This is a genomic window from Stenotrophomonas nitritireducens, assembly GCF_001700965.1.
In the GTDB taxonomy this organism is placed as follows: Bacteria; Pseudomonadota; Gammaproteobacteria; order Xanthomonadales; family Xanthomonadaceae; genus Stenotrophomonas; species Stenotrophomonas nitritireducens_A.
The window spans coordinates 2,271,097-2,296,567 of sequence record NZ_CP016756.1 but is presented as its reverse complement, the minus strand read 5'-3'; the positions used below and the strand labels follow the sequence as shown (position 1 = coordinate 2,296,567).

Here is a 25,471-nt window from a genome sequence, read left to right as displayed (position 1 = left end):
GTCTTATTGCCCCTGCTTGTCTTTGGTGGCAACGAAACCGACATCCAGCATGCCCTGACCCTGCGCGATCTTGGTGACCTCGTTGATCACCTTCATCTTGGTGGTCTTGTCACCACGCAGATTCAGGGGCGGCTGCGGCGTCTGCTGTGCAGCGGTCGCGAAACGCGATTCCAAGGTCTCCTTGGAGACCTCTTCGTCGTTCCAGTAGAGCTTGCCGTCTTCCTTGACCGCCACCGTAATCGGATTCTTGCGATCAGGCGCAGTATCCGGATTCTGGATCAGGTTGGCTTCCGGCAACTCCACCTTGACCTTATGGGACATCAGGGGAGCCGTGATGATGAAGATGATCAGCAGCACCAGCATCACGTCCACGAGGGGAGTGACGTTGATGTCGGCCATCGGGCCGCTGCTGTTACCACTACTGAAAGCCATAACGGGCTCCGTCTATATCGTTGCGAAGACTTACTCGACTTGCCGGATTAGCGAACGCGCGAACCGGTGGCGAAGAAGTCGTGCAGATCGTGAGCGAAGGTGTCGAACTTGCTGACAGTCGCGCTGTTGATCTTGCTGAAGAAGTTGAAGGCGAACACGGCCGGGATAGCCACGAACAGACCGATGGCGGTCATGATCAGTGCTTCACCCACCGGGCCGGCAACGGCGTCGATCGAGGCCGAACCGGTTGCACCGATCTTGATCAGCGCGCCGTAGATGCCCCACACGGTACCCAGCAGACCCACGAACGGAGCGGTTGCACCGACGGTGGCCAGCAGGATCATGCCGCCCTGCAGCTTGTTGGATTCGCGGGTCACGGCCTGACGCAGGGCGCGGTCAACGAATTCCGAACGGCTCAGGGTTTCCGAAGCACCAGCCTGCTGGTGGTGAGCGGCAGCCTGGGCAGCGTCCAATGCGATCTTGGAGAACGGCTCCGAAGCCGGCTGCTCTTCCATGGCGCGGATGGCGTCCTGTGCGTTCGGGGCATCCCAGAACTGCGACGGCACGCGATCAGCAGCCGACTTCAGGCGAGCGGTACGGAAGATGTTGATGACGGTCCAGTACCAGGACATGGCCGACATGATCACCAGGGTCAACAGAACAACCCAGGAAACGGCGAAGTCGCCCGGCTTGGTGGTCATTTCGTGGATCAGATGCTCGAAGCCCATCTGCGAAAGGGCGTTGTTTGCGTTGCCCCCGGCAGCAGCGGCGATGAAAATTTCCTGCAGCATGACGCTTACCTTTGTTGTGTGTGGTGTTAAAGGGTGTAGCTAAAGTTGACCTGACCCGGTGGCGGCCATCAAAGCCGCCACGCCGATCAGCTCAGCGCAAAGTTGACCGGGACGCGGACGCGACCAGCTGCCTTCGATCCACCGCTCTGTGCGGGGTTGAACTTCCACTTGCGCGCCGCTTCCATTGCAGCTCGGTCGAGGTCGCGGTTACGGCTGGACTTCTCGACAGACACATTGGTGACGTTGCCGCTGGCATCGACATCAATGATCAGGATGACCTCGCCCTGGATACCGGCACGGAATGCAGCCGGCGGGTAACGCGGCGGGTTCATGGCCTTGGACGAGATGTCCACGCTGGCCTGGATGTCAACCGGCGGCGACGGCGGTGCAGGCGGAGCCGGCGGCGTCACCACGTCGTTCGGACGCGGTTCCGGCACGTCGATAACCGGTGCTTCCGGCGGCGGCGGCAACGGCGAAGCCTTCGGCGGCGCCAGGTTCTTGACCGGCGGCGGCGGGGTGTCCTGCGGCGGCGGCGGCGGCGGCGGCGGTGGCGGCGGCGGTGGTGCGTCGACCAGCGTCACCATGACGTTGCGTTCCTTTTCAGCGGCTGCCTTGGGGGCAACGGCCGGGATCAGAAGCATCATCAGGGCTGCAAGATGCAGTGCGATTACAAATGCGATACCAGCGATACGAGGCCAGCTCAGACCCGTTTCTTTCTGGCTGTCGTCATACCTGTGGTGGAAGACCAGTTGTTCCGTCATGCGCCAAGAACTCTTTAGTGGGGTCGGGGCGGGTGTGTGGAACCACCCCTGATTCAGCGGTGCATGACACCGCAGGAACCTCCAAGCTTATACCAATCCTGACCAGCTGCGCATCAAAATTGCAGCCGTTCAGGCGTTATTCCTGCTTACTTCAGGTTGATGATTTTGTTTGCATCGGCAGGGGTTTTGATGCCCTTTGCCAGTGCGTCACGCGCAGCCTGCTTCGCTTCGGGGATACGGCCTTCCGCATGCAAAACGCGGGCCAGATTCAGATACGTTTCCCCGTCCTTGGACAGCGGGGCCGCGTTCTTCCAGGCTTCAATCGCCTGCGGCACCTGATCGGTGTAGTAGTACGACTGGGCCAGCGCCAGATAGGTCTGGTAGTCCGGCTTGAGGATGCCCTTCGACATGCCCTCGTTGATCACCGCAATGACGTCCCGTTCCTTGTTCTCGGTGTTGGCGTAGATCGAATACAACTGCTTGTACTCGCGCTCTTCGGTGAGCTGTCCAGCCGCGCGCAGCTTGTCCATCACTGCGGCAGCCTTGTCCATCTGGTCGGCCTGCATGTACATGCTGGCCAGGTTGAGCTGGGCCTTCTTGTCGGCCGGGTTCTTGGCCACCAGTGCCTCGGCTTCCTTGACCGCTTCACCGGTCTGGCCGGCTTCGGCGTAGGAGGCCATCAACAGCTGGTTCCAGTTGTCCTTCGGCTCGGGCGAGGCGGCAATGGCCGCCTTCAGCACCGGGATCGCCTCGGCGTACTTTTCGGTCTGGTACAGCGCCTGGCCCTTGATGATCAGTTCTTCGGGCTTGTTCGACTTGGACTCGGCGAAGTACTTGTCAAGGTTGGCCAGGCCTTCCGGATACTGCTCGTCCTGCAGCTGCAGCTGGGCCAGCATCAACATCGCCTGGAAGTGGCCGTTGTTGTCCAGCTGGTTCAGCGCGATCGCCTGCTGCAGGTACTGCTTGGCGGCGGCGTTGTCGTCCAGGTTGTAGGCACCCTGCGATGCCAGCTGGTTGGCCACGGCCTTGTCGTAATCGTTGGCATCGGGCGAGGCCAGGATTTCATCGGCCAAGGTGCGGGTTTCCGCATATTCCTGCTTGTTGTAGGCAGCAAACAGCTTGTTGAGCTTGTTGCCCATCTTCGAGGACGCCTTGCCCTTCGGGTCGACGCGGGTCGCTTCCGGGTACAACACCTCAGCCTTGGCGCTTTCCTTGTTGCCACGACGCTCGGACGAGCGCGACTGCGCCGCAGCGTCAGCGACGACAACACCGCCCAATGCAGTGGCGATGAGGATGGAGAGCACGGCGTGCTTTGGGCTGCGGAAGATCATGTTTCACCTCGAAGGAGCCGCCGGGGCGGTAGAAATTCAAACTGTCGGAACGAAACCGAGCACACAAACGTATCAGAAATTATTTGACGGAGAAATCACTTCTGATGGTGTACTGCAGCATTTCCCTACAACTAACCACAGCGAGGGACTACACCGGAGCGCTTCGCCTGCTGATAGACAGGCTCCAGCGCGGGGGTGTCTCGCTGTAATTCACGGATGCGGTTGGCGGGGTCTGGATGGGTGGAAAGCCACTGGGGAGAACGGTTTCCACCCGCTGCCATCATGTTCTGCCATAAGTTCACCGCTTGTGATGGGTCAAACCCGGCTTGTGCCATCAGACGTTGCCCCACCACGTCAGCCTCACTTTCCTGCGTGCGTGAGCCGGGCAACAGGATCAGGCCCTGTGCGCCCATTCCGCCGAACTGGTTGACCGCGCTGGCGGCGGTATCGCCGTAAGCTGCGCCGGCCAGCGCGCCGAGAATGCCCAGGCCGAGCTGGGTGCCTTGCTGGCGGGTCAGGCGCTCTTCGTGGTGGCGCGAGATGACGTGGCCGATCTCATGGCCGATCACCGCCGCCAGCTGATCCTGGTTCTTGGCCACGCTGAAGATGCCGGTATTCACCCCGACCTTGCCGCCCGGCAGGGCGAAGGCGTTCGGTTCCTTGTCGACGAAAACGGCGGTTTCCCACCGTACGCCACGGTATTGAGAAGGCAGCTGCGCCACCAGTGCGTTGACCACGCACTGCACATAGGCGTTCTGCCTGGCGTCGCGGTTGAGGGTCTGCTTGGCCTTGGTTTCCGCAAAAGCCTGCGCGCCAAGCTGATCCAGTTGCTGCTGGGAAACCCCGCCTACAACCTGACGCCGCCCGGTAGGGGAGGTGGTGGTGGCACATGCGCTGAGCACCAACGCGGCAACTACGGCTAGTCCGAAAGCTTTCATCCGGGTTCCCCTGATTCAGGTCTGCAGTGTGCGAGCGTCTTGCTTAATTTTTCGTCAACCGCGCGTCGCGATCTTATTGCGTGCCCAGCAACACCATAGCTGCCAGAGCGATCGCATTGTTCACCGCATGTGCGATTACCGCCGCCCACAAGGTGCCGGTTCTGCGGTAAACCCAGGCGAAAGCGGCACCCATGCCGCCGTAGATCACCCACAGCTGCAGCATCGCCGGGAAGCTGTTGGGGCTGGTGCCGGGAATTTCATGCACCAACGCGAACGCCATGCTGCTGAGCACGATGCCCAGCACCGGGCGGCCAGCCGCCCATAGCCGCCCGAACAACACGCGGCGGAACAACAGTTCTTCGTAGGCCGGTGCCAACAGCACCGCAAAAACGACCAGGAATACCGGGTAGTGCGCCCAGGCCTGCTGCATCAACAGCAGGTTGGTCGGCACCGGTTCCACGCCCATCTGCTTGGCCACCCAGCCAATGAAGCTGCTGCCGAGAAAAACACCGGCGGCGACCAGGGCGATCCAACCCCAGGTGGAAGCGCGGCGCAAAGCCTGATGCGAATGTGCGCGTTCTGCCGGGCTGGCACGCCGGCGCAGGAAATACAGCAGCAAGGCCGCACCGCCGGTGGAAAACAGCGCTATCAGCATCTGCGCCAAGGCACCGGGTGCGCCCAGCGCATTGGCCAGCTCGGACGCAACGGGCGTGGCACCGTCGCGGGCGGCCTGCATGCCCACTTCAACCCCGCGCCACAAGCCCCAGGCCAAACCGCCCAGCACGCTCAGGAACAGCAGCGTGGCAATGCCGATCAGCAGATCCAGGCCAAAACCCAGCACCGGAGAGCCGGGCGTGGATGAGGGCGAAGACGGCGAGGAAAGCGGTACGTCAGGGAGGCTGGACATCGCGGACCTGGGAGTGGCACGGACAGATGTGGGCGCCGTTGCCGGCGCCCACGCGAGCGATTGCGCTCTGGATCAGATATCCAGATTCATGACCTTCAGCGCATTGCTCTCGATGAAGTCGCGGCGCGGTTCCACCACATCGCCCATCAAGGTGCTGAAGATCTGATCGGCTTCCACGGCGTCTTCGATGCGAACCTGCAGCAGGCGCCGGGTATCCGGATTGACGGTGGTGTCCCACAGCTGTTCCGGGTTCATTTCACCCAGGCCCTTGAAGCGCTGGATCTGGCGGCCCTTCTTGGCTTCTTCCATCAACCAGGCCTGGGCCTGGGCGAAGCCGGTGATTTCCGAGGACTTGTTGCCACGGTTGATGGTGGCGCCTTCGCGCACCAGGCCGTGCAACAGCTGCGAGGCTGCGTGCAGCTGGCGCAGTTCGCCGGATTCGAAGGCAGCCAGCGGCAGCACCTGGGTATGTTCCTCACCCATGTGGCGGCGGGTTACCAGCACTGCGGCCGGGCGCTGTTCGTTCGGTTCCTGCAGGACCAGGCTGTAACGCGGCGTACCCAGGCTGCCCTGGTTCAGACGCGCGGCCAGGGCTTCCAGGCCTTCGCCGGGGCCGGCGGTGCGCAGGTGTTCCAGGTCCATCGGGGTGAAATCCACCAGCGCTTCGAGCAGGCTGCGATCGTAGCGGTGCGCGTTGCGGTTGATGGCTTCCTGCGCGGACGCATAGGTCAGCAGCAGCTTCTCCAGCGCCACGCCTTCAATCGGCGGCTCACCAGTGGCCGGAATCAGCGCCGCGTTTTCCACCGCGTTGTTAGCCAGGTAAGCATCAAGCGCCGGGTCGTCCTTCAGGTACAACTCGGTCTTGCCCTGCTTGATCTTGTACAGCGGCGGCAGGCCGATATACACGAAACCACGCTCGATCAGTTCCGGCATCTGCCGGTAGAAGAACGTCAACAGCAGCGTACGGATGTGCGCGCCGTCGACGTCGGCGTCGGTCATGATGATGATCTTGTGGTAACGCAGCTTGTCCGGGTTGTACTCGTCGCGGCCGATGCCGGTGCCCAACGCGGTGATCAGCGTACCGACCTGGTCGGAAGCCAGCATGCGGTCGAAGCGGGCACGTTCCACGTTGAGGATCTTGCCGCGCAACGGCAGCACCGCCTGGTTCTTGCGGTTGCGGCCCTGCTTGGCCGAGCCACCTGCCGAGTCACCCTCGACGATGAACAGTTCGGACAAGGCCGGATCTTTTTCTTGGCAGTCGGCGAGCTTGCCGGGCAGGCCGGCGATATCCAGCGCGCCCTTGCGGCGGGTCAGATCGCGGGCCTTGCGCGCGGCTTCGCGGGCTCGGGCAGCATCGACGATCTTGCCGGCAATGGCCTTGGCTTCGTTCGGGTTTTCCTGCAGGAACTCTTCCAGCTTGGCACCGAAGGTGCTTTCCACCGCCGGCTTGACGTCGGAGCTGACCAGCTTTTCCTTGGTCTGGCTGGAGAAGCTCGGGTCCGGCACCTTGACCGACAGCACCGCGATCATGCCTTCGCGCATATCGTCGCCGGTGAAGCTGATCTTGGCCTGCTTGGCGATGCCGCTCTGCTCGATGTAGTTGTTGAGCGTACGGGTCAGCGCGGCACGGAAGCCGGCAAGGTGGGTACCGCCGTCCTTCTGCGGAATGTTGTTGGTGAAGCAGTACATCGTTTCCTGGTAGGAATCGGTCCACTGCAGCGCAACTTCGACCACGATGCCATTGGCTTCGCCGGTTACCGCGATCACGTTCGGATGCAGCGGGGTCTTCACCTGCGCCAGATGTTCCACGAAGCTCTTGATGCCACCTTCGTAGTGGTAGTCGTCGCGACGGCCTTCGCCGCGCTCGTCCACCAGGGTGATGTTGACGCCGGAATTGAGGAACGAAAGCTCACGCAGGCGGCGGGCCAGAATTTCGTAATGGAATTCGACGTTGCCGTGGAACGCCAACACCGACGGCCAGAACCGCAACACGGTACCGCGGCGGTCACTGGCTTCGAGCTGCTTGAGCGGGGTTACCGCGGCACCGTCGGCATATTCCTGCTGGTAGTGGAAACCGCCCTGGTAGATATCCAGCATCAGCTTCTGCGACAGCGCGTTGACCACGCTGACGCCGACGCCGTGCAGGCCACCGGAAACCTTGTAGCTGTTGTCGTCGAACTTGCCACCGGCATGCAGGACCGTCATCACCACTTCAGCAGCGGAGACTTCGCGGTCGAGCTTCTGGCTCATCTGCGCGTGCTTGCCCACCGGGATGCCGCGGCCGTTATCGGCCACCGACACCGAACCGTCGGCATGGATGGTGACCAACACGTTGTCGGCATGACCGGCGAGTGCTTCGTCGATGGAGTTATCGACAACCTCGAACACCATGTGGTGCAGGCCAGTGCCGTCATGGACGTCGCCGATGTACATACCGGGACGCTTGCGTACAGCCTCCAAGCCTTCCAATGCGGTGATGCTGTTGGCGTCGTAATTGCCGTTGTTGACCGGGGTGTTCTGTTCTTCGCTCATTGCGCTTGCCGTAGGCTCCGCAGGTCATGCGCCGTTCCGTGGAACAGGCATGAGAGATAGGGGATGACGTTCCGATTATACCTGCCGGGGGGATTTCCGCCCTGAAGGCTCATTTTTCGGTAGTGATGACGCCATGTTCCACGTGGAACACAGCTGCAGGATGCAGATCGGCTTCAAGAGCGGCCGGTGTTTCGGTGGCGGTGATGAAGATCTGCGCAGGTGTCCCTGCAAGATACTCCAGTACGCGCTGCTGGTGGTTGCGATCCAGCTCCGAGCCCAGATCATCCAGCGCGATGACCGGCCATTCGCCCCGCTGCGCGGCATAGTCATCGGCCTGGCCAAGCAGGCAGGCCAGCGCCGTAAGCTTGGCCTGGCCGCGCGACAAGGCGTCACGTCCCGGAATCTGCGTGAAACCTACGCTCCAATCTGCGCGGTGTGGGCCTACCGAGGTATAGCCGGCGCTGCGGTCGCGGTCGCGCGCCAGCAACAGGGCATCACCCAACGACATTTCGTGCCGACGCCACCCTGGCTGCAGCTCCAAACTGTTCAATTGCAGGCCCGGTGCCAGATCGGCGGCAATCGCCACGGCTCTATCCTGCAGGCGTTCCAGATAGTGCTGGCGTCTGGAGGTAAGCGGAGTACCTGCTTCGGCCAGCTCCCAGTCCCAGGCATCGAGCTGTTTCCCGGGGGCTCCCATCTTCAGCAACGCATTCCGCTGCTTCAGGGCCCGGGTATAGCGGCGCCACAGGGGAAGGAAGTCAGGTTCCACGTGGAACAATCCCCAATCGATGAAGCGCCGACGGGGTTCACTGCCACCGCTGACCAGGGCATGGCTGCCGGGTTCAAAAGTCACCACGGCCAAAGCGGCGCAGAGATTGCCCAGTTGCAGCACATCTTCGCCGTCCAACCGGCCTTTCCAGGCCTGTCCGCTGTGGCGCAGGCCGGCGCGGCGGGTTGAAACGCCTTGTTCTGCGCCCGTTCGCTCCTGCCATTCGACAAAAACGTCCAGATTCTCCGCACCTTTCTGCACCAGGCCATCACGCACGCGGCCACGGAAGCTGCGGCCATACGCCATCAGGTGCAGGGCTTCGAGCACGCTGGTCTTGCCAGCGCCATTGGCGCCGGTAATGAGGTTGATGCCGGGGCGGGGAGCCAACTCCACCGAATCGAACCGCCGTACACGGCTCAAGGCAACACGGACGATATGCATTGACGCTCGAAAGAAAGCATGACGCCGCCACGCAGTCCGTGGCTGGCCATGCGCAGCTTAAAGCATCCGCCCAGTTTGAGCAGTTCCGTCGACTGCCAGCTGCCGGGGTAAACAGGTGCCACGTGGAACATCCCCGCATTTCTTCAAATCTGAGAGGTGATGTGGGCGGGGCTGCTGCAGATTTCACGAAATCGGCGGTCTTTTTCCCGCATGTATAGAACGGGGTACAAACCCTGTGTATAAGTGGGGCAATCTGTGGATAAGATTGACCTTTGAAGCACCCTTCTCTCTTATCCACAGATATCCACAGGCTTGAAGGCCAGTTCTACAGGGGGTTTCAAGGCTAATAACGCTATGTAAAACAGCAACTTAAGGTAGTTTTACATAAAATCTGCTCCTACCATCACCACCAAGCTTTTGATTTATTCTCAGATTTAAAGCATAGAGCTGAGAAAACCGGCAGCCAGAAAGGGCCAAAACCAAGCCCTGTGATCTCTTGAAATCTGCGGGCGGAGATACTGCTGCCGGTTTCAGATTTCACGAAATTCGCAGCTGACCGAAACCGCTCCGTCTGCCTGCCTTGCTGGCCTGGATACCGCCACGTGGAACAGGGGCAGATTTCTTGAAATCTGATTACCCTCTCGGCGGGAAGTGCTCGCGGATTTCAAGGAATCAGTGGCGCATCGAAAGCCGGCCCTTGTCCTGGCCACGCGGCACTTGGCCGCATCGGGAAAGTTTCAGTAAATCAAAGCGATTGGCGCTGCGCGGATAGCCGTACTACAGGTCCCGCATGCAGCCTTCAGCGGAACTGGCCGATCTGCTGCAAGCGGAGTGGGGCAGGGGCTCACTCCAGGTATTCAAGCCGCAGGCCAGAGCTGGAGTCTTTGGCTCAGCCGAGCCAGAACGTAGCCGGAGTGGCGCCGCCTACGCGAGAGCGCTGAATCGTAAAAACCAGCTTGCTTTGGCAATCGACAGGCATGCTGTCGCGATCAATCCCCCGCACTGGGGATATCCCCTCAACTCACCAATTCGGCTGAAGAAGGGGAATCAACTGCGGTCCCACCATTGCTCGGCGAATTTCCAGCAGCCCAGGCCGGGGCAAACATCCAGAATCCAGCGAATCAGCGATTGAGATCGCGCTGTTCCACGTGGAACCTGGATTGGTTCCCGGAATCCAGGCAACAAAAAAGCCCGGCATCAGGCCGGGCTTCTTCGTGTTCCACGTGGAACGTGCAGGTCAGAGGCGCAGCGGCATCACCACGTGACGCGACTTCTCGCTGCTGGCTTCACGAACCAGTGCCGAGGAGTTGGAATCACGCAGCTGGATGACAACGTGCTCATCGCGCAGCGCCGACAGGGCGTCGAGCAGGTAGTTCACGTTGAAGCCGATGGCCAGGTCGCTGACCACGGTATCGGCTTCGATTTCTTCCTGCGCTTCTTCCTGCTCTGGGTTGTGCGCGCTGATCTTCAGCTGGCCCGGGGTCACTTCGACGCGAACGCCGCGATACTTCTCGTTGGAGAGAATGGCGGCACGCTGCAGGGCGGCGCGCAGGATTTCGCGCTCAACCTTCACTTCGCGGTCGGCACCGATCGGAATCACCGCTTCGTAGTCCGGGAAACGGCCATCGATCAGCTTCGAGGTGAAGGTGACATCGTCGCGCTTCATGCGTACGTGGCTGCGACCCACTTCCAGCTCAACCTCACGCTCGCCGCCTTCCAGCAGACGCTGCAGTTCGGTAACGCCCTTGCGCGGCACGATGATCTGACGCTTTGCGCCGTTATCGTTTTCCAGTGCGGTTTCGCACAGTGCCAGGCGATGGCCATCGGTGGCCACGCAACGCAGGATGCTGTCGCGCAGGTCGAACAGCAGGCCGTTGAGGTAATAGCGAACATCCTGCTGCGCCATGGCGAAAGCAGTGCGTTCGATCAGTTCCTTCAGCGCCGCTTCCGGCACGACCACGCGCTCGGTGGCTTCCACTTCGTCCACCGACGGGAAGTCATTGGCGGGCAGGGTAGCCAGGGTGAAACGGCTGCGACCGGCCTGGACGGTGATCTTGTCGCCGGTCTGCGAAACCGTGATGCGGCTGCCGTCGGGCAGGGCACGGATGATTTCGAACAACTTACGCGCCGGAATCGTGGTTTCGCCGTCCTGGGCATCTTCGACCGCGATGCGGGAGACCATTTCCACTTCGAGGTCGGTACCGGTCAGCGAAAGCTGGCCGCCTTGCACCTGGACGAGGAAATTAGCCAGAACCGGCAGAGTCTGGCGGCGTTCAACCACGTTGACGACCTGGGCCAACGGCTTGAGAAAGGCTTCGCGCTGCAGTGTGAAACGCATGTGGTTTCGTGCCCCTATGCTTTTAAAAGATGTGGATTAAATCAAAAGCTTGGTGGTGCTGGTAGAGCCAGATTTGGTTTAAAACACAGCTAAGCGCTTGTTTTAAATGGGTTTATTTGCTTTGAAACCCGTGTATTACTGGCACTGAGCAGGTGGGTGAAGCTGTGGATAAATTTGCGGCGTTTCTGCCAGCCAATTTTATCCACAACTTCTCCAACGCCTGCCCCCGAATCATGCACCGTTTTGTGCGATGACGCCGCTGTGGCGTCGGTGCATGATTCGCTCAACTTCTCACCACCCCGCCGATTACCCGATGGATTTCCCGCCCAAATTGCCGACGAGAGCCTCCTGAGGTGATGTTGCTGCGCTTACTCGCTGAGCTTGCGGATGAGCTTTTCCCAGTCCTCGCGCAGCTTGCCGTCGGTTTCCATCAGGGTGCGGATCTGGCGGCAGGCATGCAGCACCGTGGTGTGGTCGCGGCCGGCAAACGCATCGCCGATTTCCGGCAGGCTGTGTTCGGTCAACTCTTTGGTCAGCGCCATCGCCACCTGGCGGGGACGGGCCAGCGAACGGGTGCGGCGCTTGGACAGCAGATCCTTGATCTGCAGCCCGTAGTAATCGGCAACCGTTTTCTGGATGTTGGGAATGCTGATCGCCTGCTGCTGGGCACGCAGCAGATCGCGCAGGGTTTCCTGGGCAAACTCGGTGGTGATCGCACGGCCGGTGAAGTTGGCACGGGCGGTCAGTGTATTGAGTGCACCTTCCAGGTCACGCACGTTGGAGCGCATCTTCTTGGCGATCAGGAACGCCACGTCGTCCGGAATGTCGGCGCCGCGTTCGCGGGCCTTGGCCAGCACGATGGCGGCACGGGTTTCAAAATCCGGCGGCTCGATGGCCACCGACAAACCCCAGGCCAGACGCGACTTCAGGCGTGCTTCCAGACCTTCCACTTCGCGCGGGTAGCGGTCGCAGGTCAGGATGATCTGCTGCTTGCCGTCGAACAAAGCGTTGAAGGTGTGGAAAAACTCTTCCTGGGTGCGGTCCTTGCCGGCGAAGAACTGGATGTCATCGATCAGCAGCGCATCAACCTGCTGGAACTGGCGCTTGAACTGATCCATGGACTTTTCCTGCAGCGCACGGATCATCGCGCTGAAGAACTGTTCCGAACGCAGGTACAGCACCTTTGCCGCCGGATTTGCCTGGCGCATGGCATTGCCGGCCGCCAGCATCAGGTGGGTTTTACCCAGACCGGTGCCGCCGTACAGCAGCAGCGGGTTGTGCGCACGATCACCTGGTTTCTGCGCGGCCTGGAATGCAGCCGCCAGACCCAGCTGATTGCTGCGGCCTTCCACGAAATTGGTGAAGGTGTAGTGCGCGTCGAGGTTACCGTTGAACGGCACCACCGGCGCGGCCGGCACGAAACTGGCCGTCGGGGCGAGCAGCGGCGCCGGTTCCGGCGCCCGCGGACGCGAGCCGATTTCCAGGATCACCTCGCCGAAACCGGCAAAGTGGGTCAATAGTTCGCCGATGCGCGGCAGGTAGCGTTCGCGCACTTGATCGACAATAAACGCATTTGGCGCGTACAGCACGAGGCTGTCAGCGCGTTGGTCGGCCTGAAGCGGCTTCAACCAGGTGTGGACATCTTCAGGCGGGAATTCCGCCTCCAGACGTTCGAGACAACGTGACCAGGCATCCATCAGCAATAATCATCAAAGGCTTGCCAGCCGGGCGCAGAAAGCCGCCGGGCCACAGGCCGGAAGGGGGAAAGTGGATGGCCCAGACTACCACCGCAAACCCCAAGCGGGAATGCTTGTCCCGGATTTATTCACAGGCTCATCCACAAGCTGTACACCGGCCTGTGAATATCTTTGTTACGCAAAGGTTGACGACCCCCCGGTAGGGTCTATAGAATTTCCGGTTCTTTCCGTCCACTTCATACAGGTGCCCCCAATGGCCACCAAGCGCACGTTCCAGCCCAGCAACCTCAAGCGCAAGCGCGATCACGGTTTCCGTGCTCGTATGAAGACCGCCGACGGCCGCAAGATCCTGTCGCGTCGCCGCGCCAAGGGCCGCAAAGTCCTCAGCGCTTGATTGCGTTGCCGCGTGAAGCGGCAATCGCAACACCGATCGTGATCAGTACCTGCCCGCGCAAGCGATTTCCTCGCTCTGCGCGGGTTCGTACGCGTGCCGAATATACAACGGTCTTCAACGGCGCCCGCCGTGTATCCGATCCTTTGATGACACTCCACTGGTTGAAAGGGGATAGCCCCGCTCGACTCGGTCTGGCTGTGTCACGCAAAGTGGATACGCGTGCGGTCGGTCGTAACCGTATCAAGCGTGTGTTGCGCGATGCAACACGCCACCTACGCGCGTGTCTGAGCGGTGGCGATTACGTCATCGTTGCCCGGTCGGCGGCCAAGACCGCCACCAATCAACAGATCCGTGAGGCGTTCGAGCGCCTGCTGCGCCGTGCCGGCGCATTGCCCCCTGTGGCTGCGGGCGGCACAATGCCGCCGCGCGAGGGCGCTGACGCCCCTCTTCCTTTGAACGTACCGGACACCTCGTCCGGTCGAGCCGAGCCTGCCTGCTGATGAACCAGACCCGTGTATTCCTGATTTTTGCCTGGCTGATGGTAGCCGTGCTGCTGTGGATGGAATGGGGTCGCGAAAAGGCCGCACCGGATCCGGCGACCGTAGCCACCACCCAGCAAGCCGTACCTGGCGCCAATGACGCCGATCTGGCCGCTCCGGGCACCGCTGAAGTGCCGCAGGCCGCCGTGCCGGGCCAAGCCCCCGTGGCCACCGCGCCGGCCGGCATGGAAGCCGCTTCCAGCGCACCGCGCGTCACCGTCACCACCGATGTATTGAAGCTGGTGCTGGACGGCCGCAGCGTGCTCGACGCCGATCTGCTGCAGTTCCCGCAGACCAAGGCCGCCGGCAGCCCGCCGGTGCAGCTGCTCACCGAAGACAAGGCGCACCCGTACAGCGCCACCGCCGGTTGGGCCAGCCAGAACAACTCGCCCGTCCCCGGCGCCAACGGCTTCCAGCCCGCAGCCGGCGTCACCGCCGTTGCCCTGGCGGAAGGCCAGGACGAAGTGCAGGTGCCGTTCGTGTGGAACGGCCCCAACGGCGTCAGCATCCACCGCACCTACACCTTCAAGCGCGGCGATTACGCCGTTGGCGTGAAGGATGAAGTGGTCAATACCGGCACCGCGCCGTGGCAGGGCTATGTGTTCCGCAAGCTGGACCGCGTGCCGCCGGTGATCAACAAGGGCATGACCAACCCGGATTCCTTCAGCTTCAATGGCGCCACCTGGTTCAGCCCAGCCGATGGCTACCAGCGTCGTGCGTTCAAGGACTACCTGGAAGACGGCCCGATCAACCAGACCATCAGTGGTGGCTGGGTGGCGATGCTGCAGCACCATTTCTTCACCGCCTGGATTCCGCAGGCTGACCAGTCCTCGCTGTACCTGCTGTCGCAGAACGGCCCGCGCAACGTGATCGAAGCGCGCGGCCCGGGCTTCACCGTGGCGCCGGGGCAGAAGGTCAGCACCGAGGCGCGCCTGTGGGTGGGCCCGAAGCTGGTCAACCAGATCGCCAAGGAAGACGTGAAGGGCCTGGACCGCGTGGTCGATTACAGCCGCTTCTCGATCATGGCCATCATCGGCCAGGGCTTGTTCTGGGTGATGAACCAGGTGCACAAGCTGATCGGCAACTGGGGCTGGTCCATCATCGGCCTGGTGATCCTGCTGAAGATGGCGCTGTTCCCGCTGGCCAACGCGCAGTTCAAGTCGCAGGCCAAGATGCGCAAGTTCCAGCCGCGCATCGCGCAGCTGAAGGAACGCTACGGCGACGACAAGCAGAAGTTCCAGACGGCAATGATGGAGCTGTACAAGAAGGAGAAGATCAATCCGCTGGGTGGCTGCCTGCCGCTGCTGATCCAGATGCCGATCTTCTTCGCCTTGTACTGGGTGCTGGTGGAATCGGTGGAACTGCGTCAGGCACCGTGGCTGGGCTGGATCCAGGATCTGACCGCACGTGACCCGTACTTCATCCTGCCGATCATCAACATCGCGGTGATGTGGTTCACCCAGAAGCTGACCCCGGCTGTGGGCATGGACCCGATGCAGCAGAAGATGATGCAGTTCATGCCGCTGGTGTTCGGCGTGATGATGGCCTTCATGCCGTCCGGCCTGGTGTTGTACTGGGTGGTCAACGGCAGCCTGAGCCTGCTGCAGCAGTGGTGGATGATCAAGAAGCACGGCGAAGATACGCCGAGCAAGGTGATCGAAGCCAAGTAAGCAAAAGCCCGCCGCAAGGCGGGCTTTTCGCATGTGGGTAAGACTCCTGCAGGCGGATCGGTTGTCCGGCGGTTTGTGGGAGCGGCGTAAGCCGCGAAGCTGACATTGCTGAAATCCTTGGCACCTGGGCAATCTGATGCTGTGCGTGCTTCGCGGCTTACGCCGCTCCCACAAACAGCCAAACAGCACCGCAAGCCGGCCTTTTCGCCGGTGGCGTTAGAATCGCCACATCTGCTGCACCTTTCATCCCGAGCCTGCCATGCCCCGTTCGTTGTCGCGTCGCCTGACCTTGCCTGCCTTGTTGCTTGCCGCACTGACGGTTGCAGGCTGTTCCAAGCAGAACGAAACCGGCACCGCAACGCCAACCCAGGCCAGCGCGCAGGCTGCCGCTGCGGCAAATCCTGCAGCCGCGCCGTTGTTGACCGCATTGCAGAAGCTGCTCGATGGCCAGCGCCGCATCGTGGTGTTGCTGGCTGACGAAACCCAGCAGTCGGCCGCCGACCGCCAGACGTCCAGCCGCATCGGCCAGCAGCTGTTCCACGACAGCCTGGAACAGCGCCAGGCCATCGCCGCGCAGTTCGATGCGCTGTTGCACGATCCCAACCCGCAGCGCTTTGCCACGCTGGGCACGGTGCTGGACTACATCGAATCCTCGCCCGAGCTCTACGACGCCGACCGCCTGGCCTTCCGCGAAGTGCTGCGTGAGCTGCATCAGCGTGTCGGTGCGGATTCCTCGCTGCCGGCGGTGAAGCTGCACCAGCGCATCGGCGAAGACCTGGAGGCGCTGGATGAGATCGAGCGCAACTACAACCAGGAACTGACCCGCATCTTCAGCCGCTTCGAGCGCACCCGTGCGATCGAGCTCAAGCGCGAGAAGTGGGACGACTATGTCGCCCACCTCAACAGCTTGTACAAGCGCGAGGGGATCCTGCGCGACTTCGGCGTGATCGAGCCCTATCCGATGTCGATGCAGGACAGCGACCGCGAAATCTTCGGCCGCGACCTGCCGGCCAAGACCGTGGTGCTGACCTTCGACGACGGCCCGCACAAGGCCTATACCGATGAAGTCGTCGCCATCCTGCAGCGCTACGACGTGCCAGGCGTGTTCTTTGAAGTGGGGCGCAACCTGGGCGCGGTCGAAGCCGACGGCAAGGTCAAGCTGGGGCCGATGGCCGGCATCAGCCGCAATCTGATGGAACACGGTTATGCGGTGGGCAACCACAGCCTGACCCACGCCCAGCTCTCGCGCACCAGTGGCGATGCGCTGCGCCAGCAGGTGCTCGACACCGACACCCTGCTCAAGGGTGTGGACAGCAAACGCGCACCGCTGTTCCGCTTCCCGTATGGCGCGCGCAATGCCGAAGGCCTGCAGCTGCTCAACGAAGCCGGCCTGAAATCCATCATGTGGAACATCGACTCGATGGATTGGGCCGACCCGGTGCCCGAATCCATCGTGCAGCGCGTGGTCGACCAGGTACAGAAGGAACAGCGCGGCATCATCCTGTTCCATGACATCCACGACCGCGCGGTGAAGGCACTGCCGCAGATCCTCGACAAGCTGATCGCCGATGGCTACCAGTTCGCCGGTTGGAATGGCCGCGATTTCAGCGTCAGCCGCGCGCGCAAGGGCGCGGTGGCCGATGCCACGGTAACCACCGGCTATGAGAAATCCTGGGCGATTGTCATTGGCATCGACGACTACGCCAAATGGCCGAAACTCGAGTATGCCGGCCGCGACGCGCAGTCCATTGCCGATACGCTGACCGGCCAGTTTGGGTTCCCGTCCTCGCAGGTGATCGTGCTGAAGAACCAGCAGGCCACCCGCAACAACATCCTTGCCGCTTTCCACGACCGCCTGGCGGATGAGCGCACCGGCAAGAACGACCGCGTTTTCGTGTTCTTCGCCGGCCATGGCGCTACCCGCCAGCTCGCTTCCGGCCGTGATCTTGGCTACATCATTCCGGTGGATTCGGACCCCAACGAGTTCGCCACCGATGCGATTGCGATGACCGATATCCAGAACATCGCCGAGAGCATGCAGGCCAAGCACGTGCTGTTCGTGATGGACGCCTGCTACAGCGGCCTGGGGCTCACACGCGGCGGCGGTTCTTCTTCGTTCCTGCGCGAGAACGCGCGCCGCAGCGCGCGGCAGATGCTGACCGCCGGTGGCGCTGACCAGCAGGTGGCCGACAGCGGCCCGAACGGGCATTCGGTGTTCACCTGGGTGCTGCTGCAGGCGCTGGGTGGCAAGGGCGACCTCAACGGCGATGGCCTGATCACCGGTACCGAACTGGCCGCGTATGTGGCGCCTGCGGTGTCGGCGGTATCGCGGCAAACCCCGGCCTTCGGCAGCCTGCCCGGTTCGCAGGGCGGTGAGTTCGTGTTCCAGGTGCCGGACAGCCAGGAATACCTCAACGCCGGCAGTGACCAGCTTTCGGCCGATGCCATCGCCCTCAACAGTCGCGTCGATGCCGCCGCGCAGGACGCCAAGCCCGCCGGCAAGGCCGAAGCCCCGGTGACCGTTGCCGACCTGCAAGGTGGCAAGAGCACCCTGGTGGTGCCGGCGGCGGTGCCGACCTCGGACCGCCAGCGCGCGCAGCAGGCCAATGACCGTGGCCTGCAGCTCTACCGCGAGAAGCGCTACGACGAGGCCGCCGTGCAGTTCACCGAAGCGCTGAAGCTGCGTCCGGACTTCGCCCAGGCGGCCAACAATCTCGGCTTCGTCTACTACCGCCAGCAGCGCTATGCCGAAGCCGCGCGCTGGCTGGAGAACACCTTGAAGATCGATCCCTCGCGCGCGGTGGCCTATCTGAATCTTGGCGACGCCTACTTCAATGCCGGCGACAAGGTGAAGGCCAAACAGGCCTACAGCACCTACCTGGAGCTGCAGCCGCAAGGCAGCGGCGCCGCCCAGGCCCGCGCACAACTGCAGAAGCTGTAAGCCATGAGCGAGATGTCCACAGGCCAGACCATCGTTGCCATCGCCAGCGGCAACGCCGCCGGTGGCGTCGGCATGCTGCGTGTGTCCGGCCCGCAGTCACTACGGATCGCGGTTGCGCTGGGTTGTCCACAGCTCAAGCCACGGCATGCGCACTACGCCAAATTCCGTGATGCGGCCGGCGACGTGATCGACGACGGCATCGCCCTGTATTTCCCCGGCCCGCGCAGCTTTACCGGTGAAGACGTGGTGGAGCTGCAGGGCCACGGTAGTCCGGTGGTACTGCGGCAATTGCTGGCGCGTTGCATCGAGCTGGGCGCACGCCAGGCCCGCGCCGGTGAGTTCAGTGAGCGGGCATTTCTCAACGGCAAGCTCGACCTGGCCCAGGCCGAGGCCATCGCTGACCTGATCGCCGCCGGTGATGTGCGCGCCGCGCGCGCTGCCCGCCGCTCACTCGATGGCGTGTTCTCGCGCCGGGTAGAAGAAGTGGGCGAACAACTGGTGCGGCTGCGCATCCACGTCGAAGCCGCCATCGATTTCGCCGACGAACCGCTGGATACCTTGGGCGGTGCGCAGGTCCGTGCCGGCATCGAGCAGGCCAAGGCCTTGCTGGCCCAGCTGCGCATCGATGCCGAACGCGGCCGCAAACTGCGCGATGGCCTGCATGCGGTACTGATCGGTCCGCCCAATGCCGGCAAGAGTTCGTTGTTGAACGCACTGGCTGGCAGCGAGCGGGCCATCGTCACCGATATCGCCGGCACCACCCGCGACACCCTGCGCGAGACCATCCGCATCGACGGTCTTGAACTGGAGCTGGTGGATACCGCCGGCCTGCGCGAGGGCGGCGACGCCATCGAGCGCGAAGGCATGCGCCGCGCCCGTGCCGAGATGCAGCGCGCGGACCTGGCCATCGTTGTTCTCGATGCGCGCGACCCGCAAGCGGGCAGGGCAGCGATTGGTGATGCCGCCGCGCAGGCCGCGCGCCAGCTGTGGATCTACAACAAATGCGACCTGCTGCCGCAGTGGCCGCAGAATCTGGACGAAAACAGCATCGCCCTGTCCGCCGCCAATGGCGAAGGCCTGGAACAGCTGCACGCGCGCCTGCGCGAGATCGCCAATGACGGAGCGGGCGAGGGCATGCAGGGCGAGTTCTCCGCGCGCCTGCGCCATGTCGAAGCACTGGCGCTGGCCAGCGAACACCTCGACGCGGCCGATGGACAGCTGCACTACGACCAGCTGGAACTGGCCGCCGAGGAACTGCGCCTGGCCCATGATGCATTGGGCGAAATAACCGGCCGCATGACCGCGGACGATCTGCTGGGCAGGATATTCTCGAGTTTCTGCATCGGAAAGTGATGCAGACGCACAACTACGGGTCCACAGGGCCGGGTACACAATAGTCTGGAGGTAGTGGATGTTTTCGCACATCGTGGTGGGTGCCAATGACCTGGAGGCATCCAAGGCGTTCTATGACGCGCTGCTTTCCACGCTCGGCGCCAAGCCGGGCTTCATCGATCCCAAGGGCAACGTGGTGTACCTCCATGGCGGCGCCTTGCTGATCGTCGGCCACCCGCGCAACGGCGAGCCGGCCACGCATGCCAACGGCGGCACCATCGGCTTCAACTGCGCCACTGCCGAAGTGGTGGATGCGTGGCATGCCGCCGGTGTGGGCAACGGCGGCACCAGCGTGGAAGACCCGCCGGGGCCGCGCCAAAGCGCGTTCGGCCCGCTGTATCTGGCCTATCTGCGCGACCCGGCCGGCAACAAGCTGTGTGCCACGCACCGGCCCGCCAAGGCCTGAATCGCCTGGTTTTCCGGCACGGCGGCGCTGCTGGCAGTGCCGTCGGTTACTGACAGTTCGGCTTGCCGCCGTTAGGCTATGTACCGTTACGGGATCCCCCCGCCAACGGAGTCCGGTCCAATGCGCCATTGATGTCACCGTCTTGAAGACGGTCCCCACCAGTCCCTGCTGCCAATGGCGGTCGGGTGCTTCGGGCATCGATGGAAAACCGCATGACAACTTCTGTTTCCCTGACGCTGGACGGCGTCGCTTGGCAGACGCCTGACGGGCGCTGCCTGTTCTCCAACCTCAATGCACAGTTCGACCCGCGCCCTACCGGCCTGGTCGGTCGCAACGGTGTGGGCAAATCCGTGCTCGCGCAGATCATGGCCGGGCTGCGTCAACCCAGTGCCGGGCAGTGCCGTCGCGTCGGTGAAGCCTATTACCTTGCGCAGCAGGTACAGCCGCGCAGCGGGCAGCGCGTCGCCGAGCTGGCGGCTGTGGATAAGCGTGTGGATGCATTGCGCAGGATTGAAGCCGGCAGCACGTTGCAAGCGGATTTCGACACGGTTGGCGAGCACTGGACGCTGTGTGAAACGTTGCAGCAGGCCTTGGCTGACGCAGGCCTGCATGATGTCGACGCCGATACACCTGTGGATAAGCTCAGTGGTGGCCAATGCATGCGCGTGGCTTTGGTAGGTGCACTGCTGCAACCGGTGGAATGGCTGATCCTCGACGAACCCAGCAATCATCTTGATCACGCTGGCCGGCATTGGTTGGCCGAGCAGCTGCGGGGCAGAAAGCAGGGTCTGATCCTGGTCAGCCACGATCGCCTGCTGTTGCAACAGGTGGAACGCATCGTCGAACTGTCGCCGCAGGGCCTGCGCAGCTACGGCGGCAACCATGCTTTTTATGCACAGGCACGCGCGGCCGAACGTGCCGCTGCGGATGCCCTGCTGCAGCAACGCCGGCACGAACGTCGCAAGGGCGAGCAGGCCTTGCGCGATCAACGGCAGCGGCTGGAGCAGCGCAGCGCGCGCGGCAACCGTGATGCGGCAAATGCCAATCAAGCGCCGATCCTGCTTGGCCTGCAGCGGCAACGCGCCGAAGCCAGCCTCGGCAAGGCCCGCGCACAGCTGGATCAACGCCAGGCACAGCTGCATGACGCAGTACGCGAGGCGCAGGCCGGCAGCGAAGCCGCAGCGCCGGTATTGCTGTTGCCTGATGTGCAATCGACGGGACCGGAATGGGTGGTGCGCACCAACCAATTGCAGCTGCCACATGTGGCACCGGCACTGCGCGCGCTGGACTTCCAGCTGCGCCGTGGTGAACGCGTTGCCATCACCGGCGCCAACGGTGTGGGCAAGTCGACCCTGCTGAAGGTGCTGGCCGGGCAACTGCCGGCGCTGGCCGGCGAGGTCAGCGTGCAGGTGCCGATGGCCCTGCTCGATCAGCAACTGCAGTTGCTGCCGGCGCAGTGCAGCGTGCTCGACACCCTGCGGCTGCGTAACCCCGCGTTGGCCGAAGCGGAGCTGCGCAGCCGCCTGGCCCTGCTCGGCCTGGATGCGGATCTGGTGCAGCTGCCTTCGGCCCGGCTCAGCGGCGGGCAACGGCTGAAAGCCGGCCTGGCCTGCGCGCTGTACGCCGATCCACCGGCACAGCTGCTGTTGCTGGACGAGCCGGGTAACCATCTGGACCTGGAGGCGCTGGCGGCACTGGAGGCCTTGTTGAATCAGTACCAGGGCAGCCTGCTGCTGGTTTCGCATGACGAGGCGCTGCTGCAGGCCATCGGCATCACCGCGCGCCTGCATGCCGCGGAGGACGGTTGGCACTGGCAGCGCGATTGATACCTGCGTGTTCTTACGCGCGTCACATGCAGCGGGCATGCTGCGCGCCTTGTTTCCAATTGGAGTGGTGACGGTGCGAAGCTGGGCCTGGTTGATGGCGGTGGGGGTTGGCATGGCATGCTGTTGGGCAATGGACAGCTCAGCCGCGCAGACTTATCCCCAGGTTTCGGTGTACGCGCACCGTGGTGCCAGCGCGCTGCTGCCCGAGCACACCCTGGCCGCTTATGCACAGGCCATCAGCGACGGCGCCGATTACATCGAGCCGGACCTGGTGATGAGCAAGGACGGGGTGATGCTGGCCCGTCACGAGAACGAGATCGGTTCCACCACCGACGTCGCCAGCCATCCCGAGTTCGCCAGCCGCCGTACCCGCAAACTGATCGACGGGCAGCCGGTCGAAGGCTGGTTCACTGAAGACTTCACCGTCGCCGAGCTGAAAACGCTGTACGCCCGCGAACGCCTGCCGCAGATCCGCGGCACCGCTTTCGACGGCCAGTTCCGCATTGCCACCTTGGACGAGATCATCAGCTTCCTGGTGCAGCAGGCCGGCCGTGCCAACCGTGGCATCGGCCTGGCCCCGGAGATCAAGCACGGCAGCTACTTCCGCGGCATCGGCCTGCCGATGGAGGACACGTTGTTGAGCACCCTGCAGGCCAACAGCTACACCAAGGTGGCGCCGATCCTGCTGCAGTCGTTTGAGACTGCCAACCTGCGGCAGATCCGCGGCAAGCTCGGCAAGGACAGCAATATCCGCCTGCTGCAGCTGCTCGATAGCGGCGACCAGAAGCCGGCCGACGTGGCCTTGGCCGGTGGCAGCCTGACGTATGCACAGATGATGACCCCGGCCGGCCTGCGCGATATCGCAGGCTACGCCGATGCAATCGGCGTGGAACGACGCGCGCTGGTGCCGCTGGATGCACAGGGAAAACTGGGCGCACCCACCGCGCTGATCGGCGATGCCCATGCCGCCGGCCTGCAGGTGGTGGCGTATAGCTTTCGCCCGGAAAACCCGTTCCTGCCACCGGCACTGCGCCAGGGCGCGGAGAACGCACGCAACCCGGAAGCCTCGGTGGCCGAGATCCGCACCTATCTGCAGGCCGGCATCGATGCGTTCTTCACCGATGATCCGGCGCTGGGGCGGCGGGCGGTGGATGGTGGTTCTTAAGGGCTGAAGATCTCAAGAGCGACCCCTCCCCAACCCTCCCCTTGGCTATGCCAAAGGGAGGGGGCGGTTTCTGGCGATCTGTCAGTTTGCAGCGCAGCCGCTGGTCTCCCTCCCTTTGGCGCAGCCAAGGGGAGGGTTGGGGAGGGGTTAGCTTTTGAGCCTTTCGCCTATCACCAACATCGCCACCAAGACCGCCTTCAAGACGGCTCGTTCGGATCCCGCCTGCGCAACGGCACCACCACCTCATAGTCGCGACCTTCGCGCGGCTGCCACAGCACCGGCACATCTCGCGGCAGTGGTGGCTCCAGCTCGTCGTTGGCCTGAGCCAGCTGTTCTTCTTCCTCGTCTTCCCAGCTGTAGCGCTTGCGCGCCGCGCGCGGGTCGGCGTTGCGGAACAGCAGCGCGGCGATCACGCCGGCGGCGGCACCGCCCATATGCGATTGCCAGGACACGCCCGGCTCGTGCGGCAGGATGGTGATCAGCATGCTGCCGTAGAACAGGAAGCCGATCAGGCTGGCGGCAATTGCCGGCCGGTCGCGGCGCAGCAGGCCGAGCACGAACACCAGGAACATCAGGCCGTGGGTCAGGCCACTGGCGCCAAGGTGGCGGCTGCCGGCATCGCCCAGCATCCAGGCGCCCAGGCCCGAACCCAGCCACAGCAGGGGCAGGGCACGCAGGGTGGCCTTCGGGTAAACGCTGCCGGCCAGGGTGCCGAGGATCAGCAGGGCCACCGCATTGGCGCCCAGGTGTTCGATCGAACCGTGCAGCAGGGGCGCGCCAAGCAGGCCGGCCAGGCCGCTGGCTTCCAGCGGGGCTACCGCCCAGGGCCGCCAATCCCAGCCGCTGCTCTGCAGGGCGAACATCGCCACCAGCAGCAGGACGAAGCCCAGGCTGATGTTGAACGCGCGCAGCACCCGGCTGCGGTCGTTGCGGGCAGTGGTGGCCGGCGTATCGCCGGTGTCAGGCAGGGTTGGCGTGTCCATGATCAAGTGATTGCGGCGCCCGCTGGCAAAGCCAAGGGCGCCGCGCATGGGAACTGGCGTGCCACCGGCGGGACAATCCCGCCGGTGGCGTCTGGATCAGGCCTTGTGGCCGCCCTTCGGCGGGATCTTCAGGCTCAGGATCACCGTGGCCACCAGGATCGCGGCAACCACGCCCAGCGATACCGGTACCGGGATCTTGAAGATGTCGATCAGCAGCATCTTGGTACCGATGAAGGCCAGGATGACCGCCAGGCCGTAAGGCAACAGGTGGAAACGGTCGGCCATGCCGGCCAGCAGGAAGAACATCGCGCGCAGGCCCAGCACCGCGAACACGTTCGAGGTCAGCACGATGAACGGGTCGGTGGTGATGGCGAAGATGGCCGGGATCGAGTCCACCGCGAAGATCACGTCGGTGACCGCGATCAGGATCAGCACCACGAACATCGGGGTGAACCAGCGCACGCCGTCCTTCTCGGTGACCAGGCGGTTGCCGTTGTACTCGTGGGTGATGCGCAGGTGCTTGCGCATGAACTTCAGCGCCGGGTTGTTGTCCAGGCTGGGTTCCTCGCTGGCGGCAAACCACATCTTCCAGCCGGTGTAGAGCAGGAAGGCGCCGAACACGTAGAGCAGCCAATGGAACTGGGTAACCAGCACCGAACCGGCGAAGATCATGATCGTACGCAGCACGATCGCGCCCAGGATGCCGATGATCAGCACACGTTGGCGCTGCGTCTCGGGCACCGCGAAGTAGCCCATGATCAGCAGGAAGACGAAGATGTTGTCGACCGCCAGGGCTTTTTCGATCAAATAGCCGGTCAGGAACTGCAGGCCCACTTCATTGGCCACCGCCGCGCCTGCGGTCTCGTGCAGGTAGTACCAGAGGCCGGCATTGAAGGCCAGGGCCAGTGCCACCCAGCCCAGCGACCAGTAGATGGCCTCCTTGAAGGTGACCTTGTGCGGGCCACCGTGGCGCATCAGCACCAGGTCGATCAACAGCGCGGCGATGACGACGGCAATGAAGCCGCCCCACAGCCAGGGATTACCAATTGTCTGCATCATGGAAAAAATTCCGGTCGTGAACGGGGATATCTCGGAACCACAAAGGCCAAGAACTGGACACGGAATCAGGAGACCGGGGACAGAGCTTCGCCAATGCGGCGAAGGTCTTGCTCACAGTTCCAATGGCTGGAACTGCCGTTGCACCGGAGTCTTGCGACT

Annotated in this window: 20 protein-coding genes; 8 read left to right on the top strand and 12 right to left on the bottom strand. The window is 63.0% G+C overall.

The annotated features are described in order from the left end of the window. Positions 1-3: 3 nt before the first annotated feature. The 10 genes from BCV67_RS09705 to dnaA all read right to left on the bottom strand — a co-directional run bounded on the left by BCV67_RS09705 (position 4) and on the right by dnaA (position 12,937). Positions 4-432 carry an ExbD/TolR family protein gene (locus tag BCV67_RS09705; protein ID WP_057629873.1) on the bottom strand — a complete coding sequence of 143 codons (429 nt, stop codon included), beginning with the start codon at positions 430-432 and terminating at the stop codon, positions 4-6. Between the two features lie 47 nt (positions 433-479). Further along, on the bottom strand, positions 480-1,223 hold the full coding sequence (gene exbB, locus BCV67_RS09700; RefSeq protein ID WP_057629874.1) for a TonB-system energizer ExbB: 744 nt from the start codon (positions 1,221-1,223) through the stop codon (positions 480-482). An 86-nt stretch (positions 1,224-1,309) separates the two neighbouring features. Continuing rightward, positions 1,310-1,984 carry an energy transducer TonB gene (locus tag BCV67_RS09695; protein WP_062170844.1) on the bottom strand — a complete coding sequence of 225 codons (675 nt, stop codon included), beginning with the start codon at positions 1,982-1,984 and terminating at the stop codon, positions 1,310-1,312. Positions 1,985-2,130: 146 nt separating this feature from the next. Continuing rightward, a complete protein-coding gene (locus tag BCV67_RS09690; RefSeq protein ID WP_062170846.1) occupies positions 2,131-3,315 on the bottom strand; it encodes a tetratricopeptide repeat protein in 1,185 nt (394 codons plus the stop codon). Between the two features lie 131 nt (positions 3,316-3,446). Then, positions 3,447-4,253, bottom strand: a complete 807-nt coding sequence (locus BCV67_RS09685; protein ID WP_062170848.1) for a M48 family metallopeptidase — start codon at positions 4,251-4,253, stop codon at positions 3,447-3,449. A 73-nt stretch (positions 4,254-4,326) separates the two neighbouring features. Beyond that, positions 4,327-5,160 carry a CPBP family intramembrane glutamic endopeptidase gene (locus BCV67_RS09680; RefSeq protein WP_062170850.1) on the bottom strand — a complete coding sequence of 278 codons (834 nt, stop codon included), beginning with the start codon at positions 5,158-5,160 and terminating at the stop codon, positions 4,327-4,329. Between the two features lie 72 nt (positions 5,161-5,232). Continuing rightward, positions 5,233-7,692, bottom strand: coding sequence for a DNA topoisomerase (ATP-hydrolyzing) subunit B (gene gyrB, locus BCV67_RS09675; RefSeq protein ID WP_062170852.1), 2,460 nt, complete (start codon positions 7,690-7,692; stop codon positions 5,233-5,235). A 109-nt stretch (positions 7,693-7,801) separates the two neighbouring features. After that, positions 7,802-8,902, bottom strand: a complete 1,101-nt coding sequence (recF, locus tag BCV67_RS09670; protein WP_062170854.1) for a DNA replication/repair protein RecF — start codon at positions 8,900-8,902, stop codon at positions 7,802-7,804. Positions 8,903-10,139: 1,237 nt separating this feature from the next. Continuing rightward, positions 10,140-11,240 (bottom strand): DNA polymerase III subunit beta, encoded by a 1,101-nt coding sequence (gene dnaN / locus BCV67_RS09665; RefSeq protein ID WP_062170855.1) that lies wholly within the window; start codon positions 11,238-11,240, stop codon positions 10,140-10,142. 368 nt (positions 11,241-11,608) lie between these two features. After that, positions 11,609-12,937, bottom strand: a complete 1,329-nt coding sequence (gene dnaA / locus BCV67_RS09660; protein ID WP_062170857.1) for a chromosomal replication initiator protein DnaA — start codon at positions 12,935-12,937, stop codon at positions 11,609-11,611. Positions 12,938-13,190: 253 nt separating this feature from the next. Between dnaA and rpmH the strand changes: the two genes are divergently transcribed. From rpmH to BCV67_RS09625, 8 genes are all read left to right on the top strand, one after another. Next, the gene (gene rpmH, locus BCV67_RS09655) at positions 13,191-13,331 is read left to right on the top strand and encodes a 50S ribosomal protein L34 (RefSeq protein WP_006404565.1); all 141 of its coding nucleotides are present in this window, start codon (positions 13,191-13,193) and stop codon (positions 13,329-13,331) included. Beyond that, positions 13,328-13,831: a ribonuclease P protein component gene (gene rnpA, locus BCV67_RS19555; RefSeq protein WP_428999471.1), complete on the top strand. Its 504-nt coding sequence runs from the start codon at positions 13,328-13,330 to the stop codon at positions 13,829-13,831. Before rpmH ends, rnpA begins: the two co-directional genes overlap by 4 nt. Continuing rightward, the gene (yidC, locus tag BCV67_RS09650; RefSeq protein ID WP_062170859.1) at positions 13,831-15,540 is read left to right on the top strand and encodes a membrane protein insertase YidC; all 1,710 of its coding nucleotides are present in this window, start codon (positions 13,831-13,833) and stop codon (positions 15,538-15,540) included. The genes rnpA and yidC overlap by 1 nt, the downstream gene beginning before the upstream one ends. 259 nt (positions 15,541-15,799) lie before the next feature. After that, positions 15,800-18,481: a polysaccharide deacetylase family protein gene (locus BCV67_RS09645; protein ID WP_062170862.1), complete on the top strand. Its 2,682-nt coding sequence runs from the start codon at positions 15,800-15,802 to the stop codon at positions 18,479-18,481. Positions 18,482-18,484: 3 nt separating this feature from the next. Further along, positions 18,485-19,834, top strand: coding sequence for a tRNA uridine-5-carboxymethylaminomethyl(34) synthesis GTPase MnmE (mnmE, locus tag BCV67_RS09640; protein WP_062170863.1), 1,350 nt, complete (start codon positions 18,485-18,487; stop codon positions 19,832-19,834). A gap of 58 nt (positions 19,835-19,892) precedes the next feature. Next, positions 19,893-20,279, top strand: coding sequence for a VOC family protein (locus tag BCV67_RS09635; RefSeq protein WP_062170865.1), 387 nt, complete (start codon positions 19,893-19,895; stop codon positions 20,277-20,279). A 212-nt stretch (positions 20,280-20,491) separates the two neighbouring features. After that, on the top strand, positions 20,492-22,105 hold the full coding sequence (locus BCV67_RS09630) for an ATP-binding cassette domain-containing protein (protein WP_062171977.1): 1,614 nt from the start codon (positions 20,492-20,494) through the stop codon (positions 22,103-22,105). A 130-nt stretch (positions 22,106-22,235) separates the two neighbouring features. Then, positions 22,236-23,270, top strand: a complete 1,035-nt coding sequence (locus BCV67_RS09625) for a glycerophosphodiester phosphodiesterase (RefSeq protein WP_428999470.1) — start codon at positions 22,236-22,238, stop codon at positions 23,268-23,270. 197 nt (positions 23,271-23,467) lie between these two features. Here the strand turns inward: BCV67_RS09625 and BCV67_RS09620 are convergent, their stop codons facing one another. Next, on the bottom strand, positions 23,468-24,253 hold the full coding sequence (locus BCV67_RS09620) for a rhomboid family intramembrane serine protease (RefSeq protein WP_062171983.1): 786 nt from the start codon (positions 24,251-24,253) through the stop codon (positions 23,468-23,470). 96 nt (positions 24,254-24,349) lie between these two features. After that, positions 24,350-25,309 (bottom strand): TerC family protein, encoded by a 960-nt coding sequence (locus tag BCV67_RS09615; protein ID WP_062171986.1) that lies wholly within the window; start codon positions 25,307-25,309, stop codon positions 24,350-24,352. Between the last annotated feature and the right edge of the window lie 162 nt (positions 25,310-25,471).

Excerpts from the sequence above, each read along its gene's own strand:
- BCV67_RS09705 (WP_057629873.1), bottom strand. The coding sequence starts at position 432 with ATGGCTTTCAGTAGTGGTAACAGCAGCGGCCCGATGGCCGACATCAAC.
- exbB (WP_057629874.1), bottom strand. The coding sequence starts at position 1,223 with ATGCTGCAGGAAATTTTCATCGCCGCTGCTGCCGGGGGCAACGCAAAC.
- BCV67_RS09695 (WP_062170844.1), bottom strand. The coding sequence starts at position 1,984 with ATGACGGAACAACTGGTCTTCCACCACAGGTATGACGACAGCCAGAAA.
- BCV67_RS09690 (WP_062170846.1), bottom strand. The coding sequence starts at position 3,315 with ATGATCTTCCGCAGCCCAAAGCACGCCGTGCTCTCCATCCTCATCGCC.
- BCV67_RS09685 (WP_062170848.1), bottom strand. The coding sequence starts at position 4,253 with ATGAAAGCTTTCGGACTAGCCGTAGTTGCCGCGTTGGTGCTCAGCGCA.
- BCV67_RS09680 (WP_062170850.1), bottom strand. The coding sequence starts at position 5,160 with ATGTCCAGCCTCCCTGACGTACCGCTTTCCTCGCCGTCTTCGCCCTCA.
- gyrB (WP_062170852.1), bottom strand. The coding sequence starts at position 7,692 with ATGAGCGAAGAACAGAACACCCCGGTCAACAACGGCAATTACGACGCC.
- recF (WP_062170854.1), bottom strand. The coding sequence starts at position 8,902 with ATGCATATCGTCCGTGTTGCCTTGAGCCGTGTACGGCGGTTCGATTCG.
- dnaN (WP_062170855.1), bottom strand. The coding sequence starts at position 11,240 with ATGCGTTTCACACTGCAGCGCGAAGCCTTTCTCAAGCCGTTGGCCCAG.
- dnaA (WP_062170857.1), bottom strand. The coding sequence starts at position 12,937 with ATGGATGCCTGGTCACGTTGTCTCGAACGTCTGGAGGCGGAATTCCCG.
- rpmH (WP_006404565.1), top strand. The coding sequence starts at position 13,191 with ATGGCCACCAAGCGCACGTTCCAGCCCAGCAACCTCAAGCGCAAGCGC.
- yidC (WP_062170859.1), top strand. The coding sequence starts at position 13,831 with ATGAACCAGACCCGTGTATTCCTGATTTTTGCCTGGCTGATGGTAGCC.
- BCV67_RS09645 (WP_062170862.1), top strand. The coding sequence starts at position 15,800 with ATGCCCCGTTCGTTGTCGCGTCGCCTGACCTTGCCTGCCTTGTTGCTT.
- mnmE (WP_062170863.1), top strand. The coding sequence starts at position 18,485 with ATGAGCGAGATGTCCACAGGCCAGACCATCGTTGCCATCGCCAGCGGC.
- BCV67_RS09635 (WP_062170865.1), top strand. The coding sequence starts at position 19,893 with ATGTTTTCGCACATCGTGGTGGGTGCCAATGACCTGGAGGCATCCAAG.
- BCV67_RS09630 (WP_062171977.1), top strand. The coding sequence starts at position 20,492 with ATGACAACTTCTGTTTCCCTGACGCTGGACGGCGTCGCTTGGCAGACG.
- BCV67_RS09625 (WP_428999470.1), top strand. The coding sequence starts at position 22,236 with ATGGACAGCTCAGCCGCGCAGACTTATCCCCAGGTTTCGGTGTACGCG.
- BCV67_RS09620 (WP_062171983.1), bottom strand. The coding sequence starts at position 24,253 with ATGGACACGCCAACCCTGCCTGACACCGGCGATACGCCGGCCACCACT.
- BCV67_RS09615 (WP_062171986.1), bottom strand. The coding sequence starts at position 25,309 with ATGCAGACAATTGGTAATCCCTGGCTGTGGGGCGGCTTCATTGCCGTC.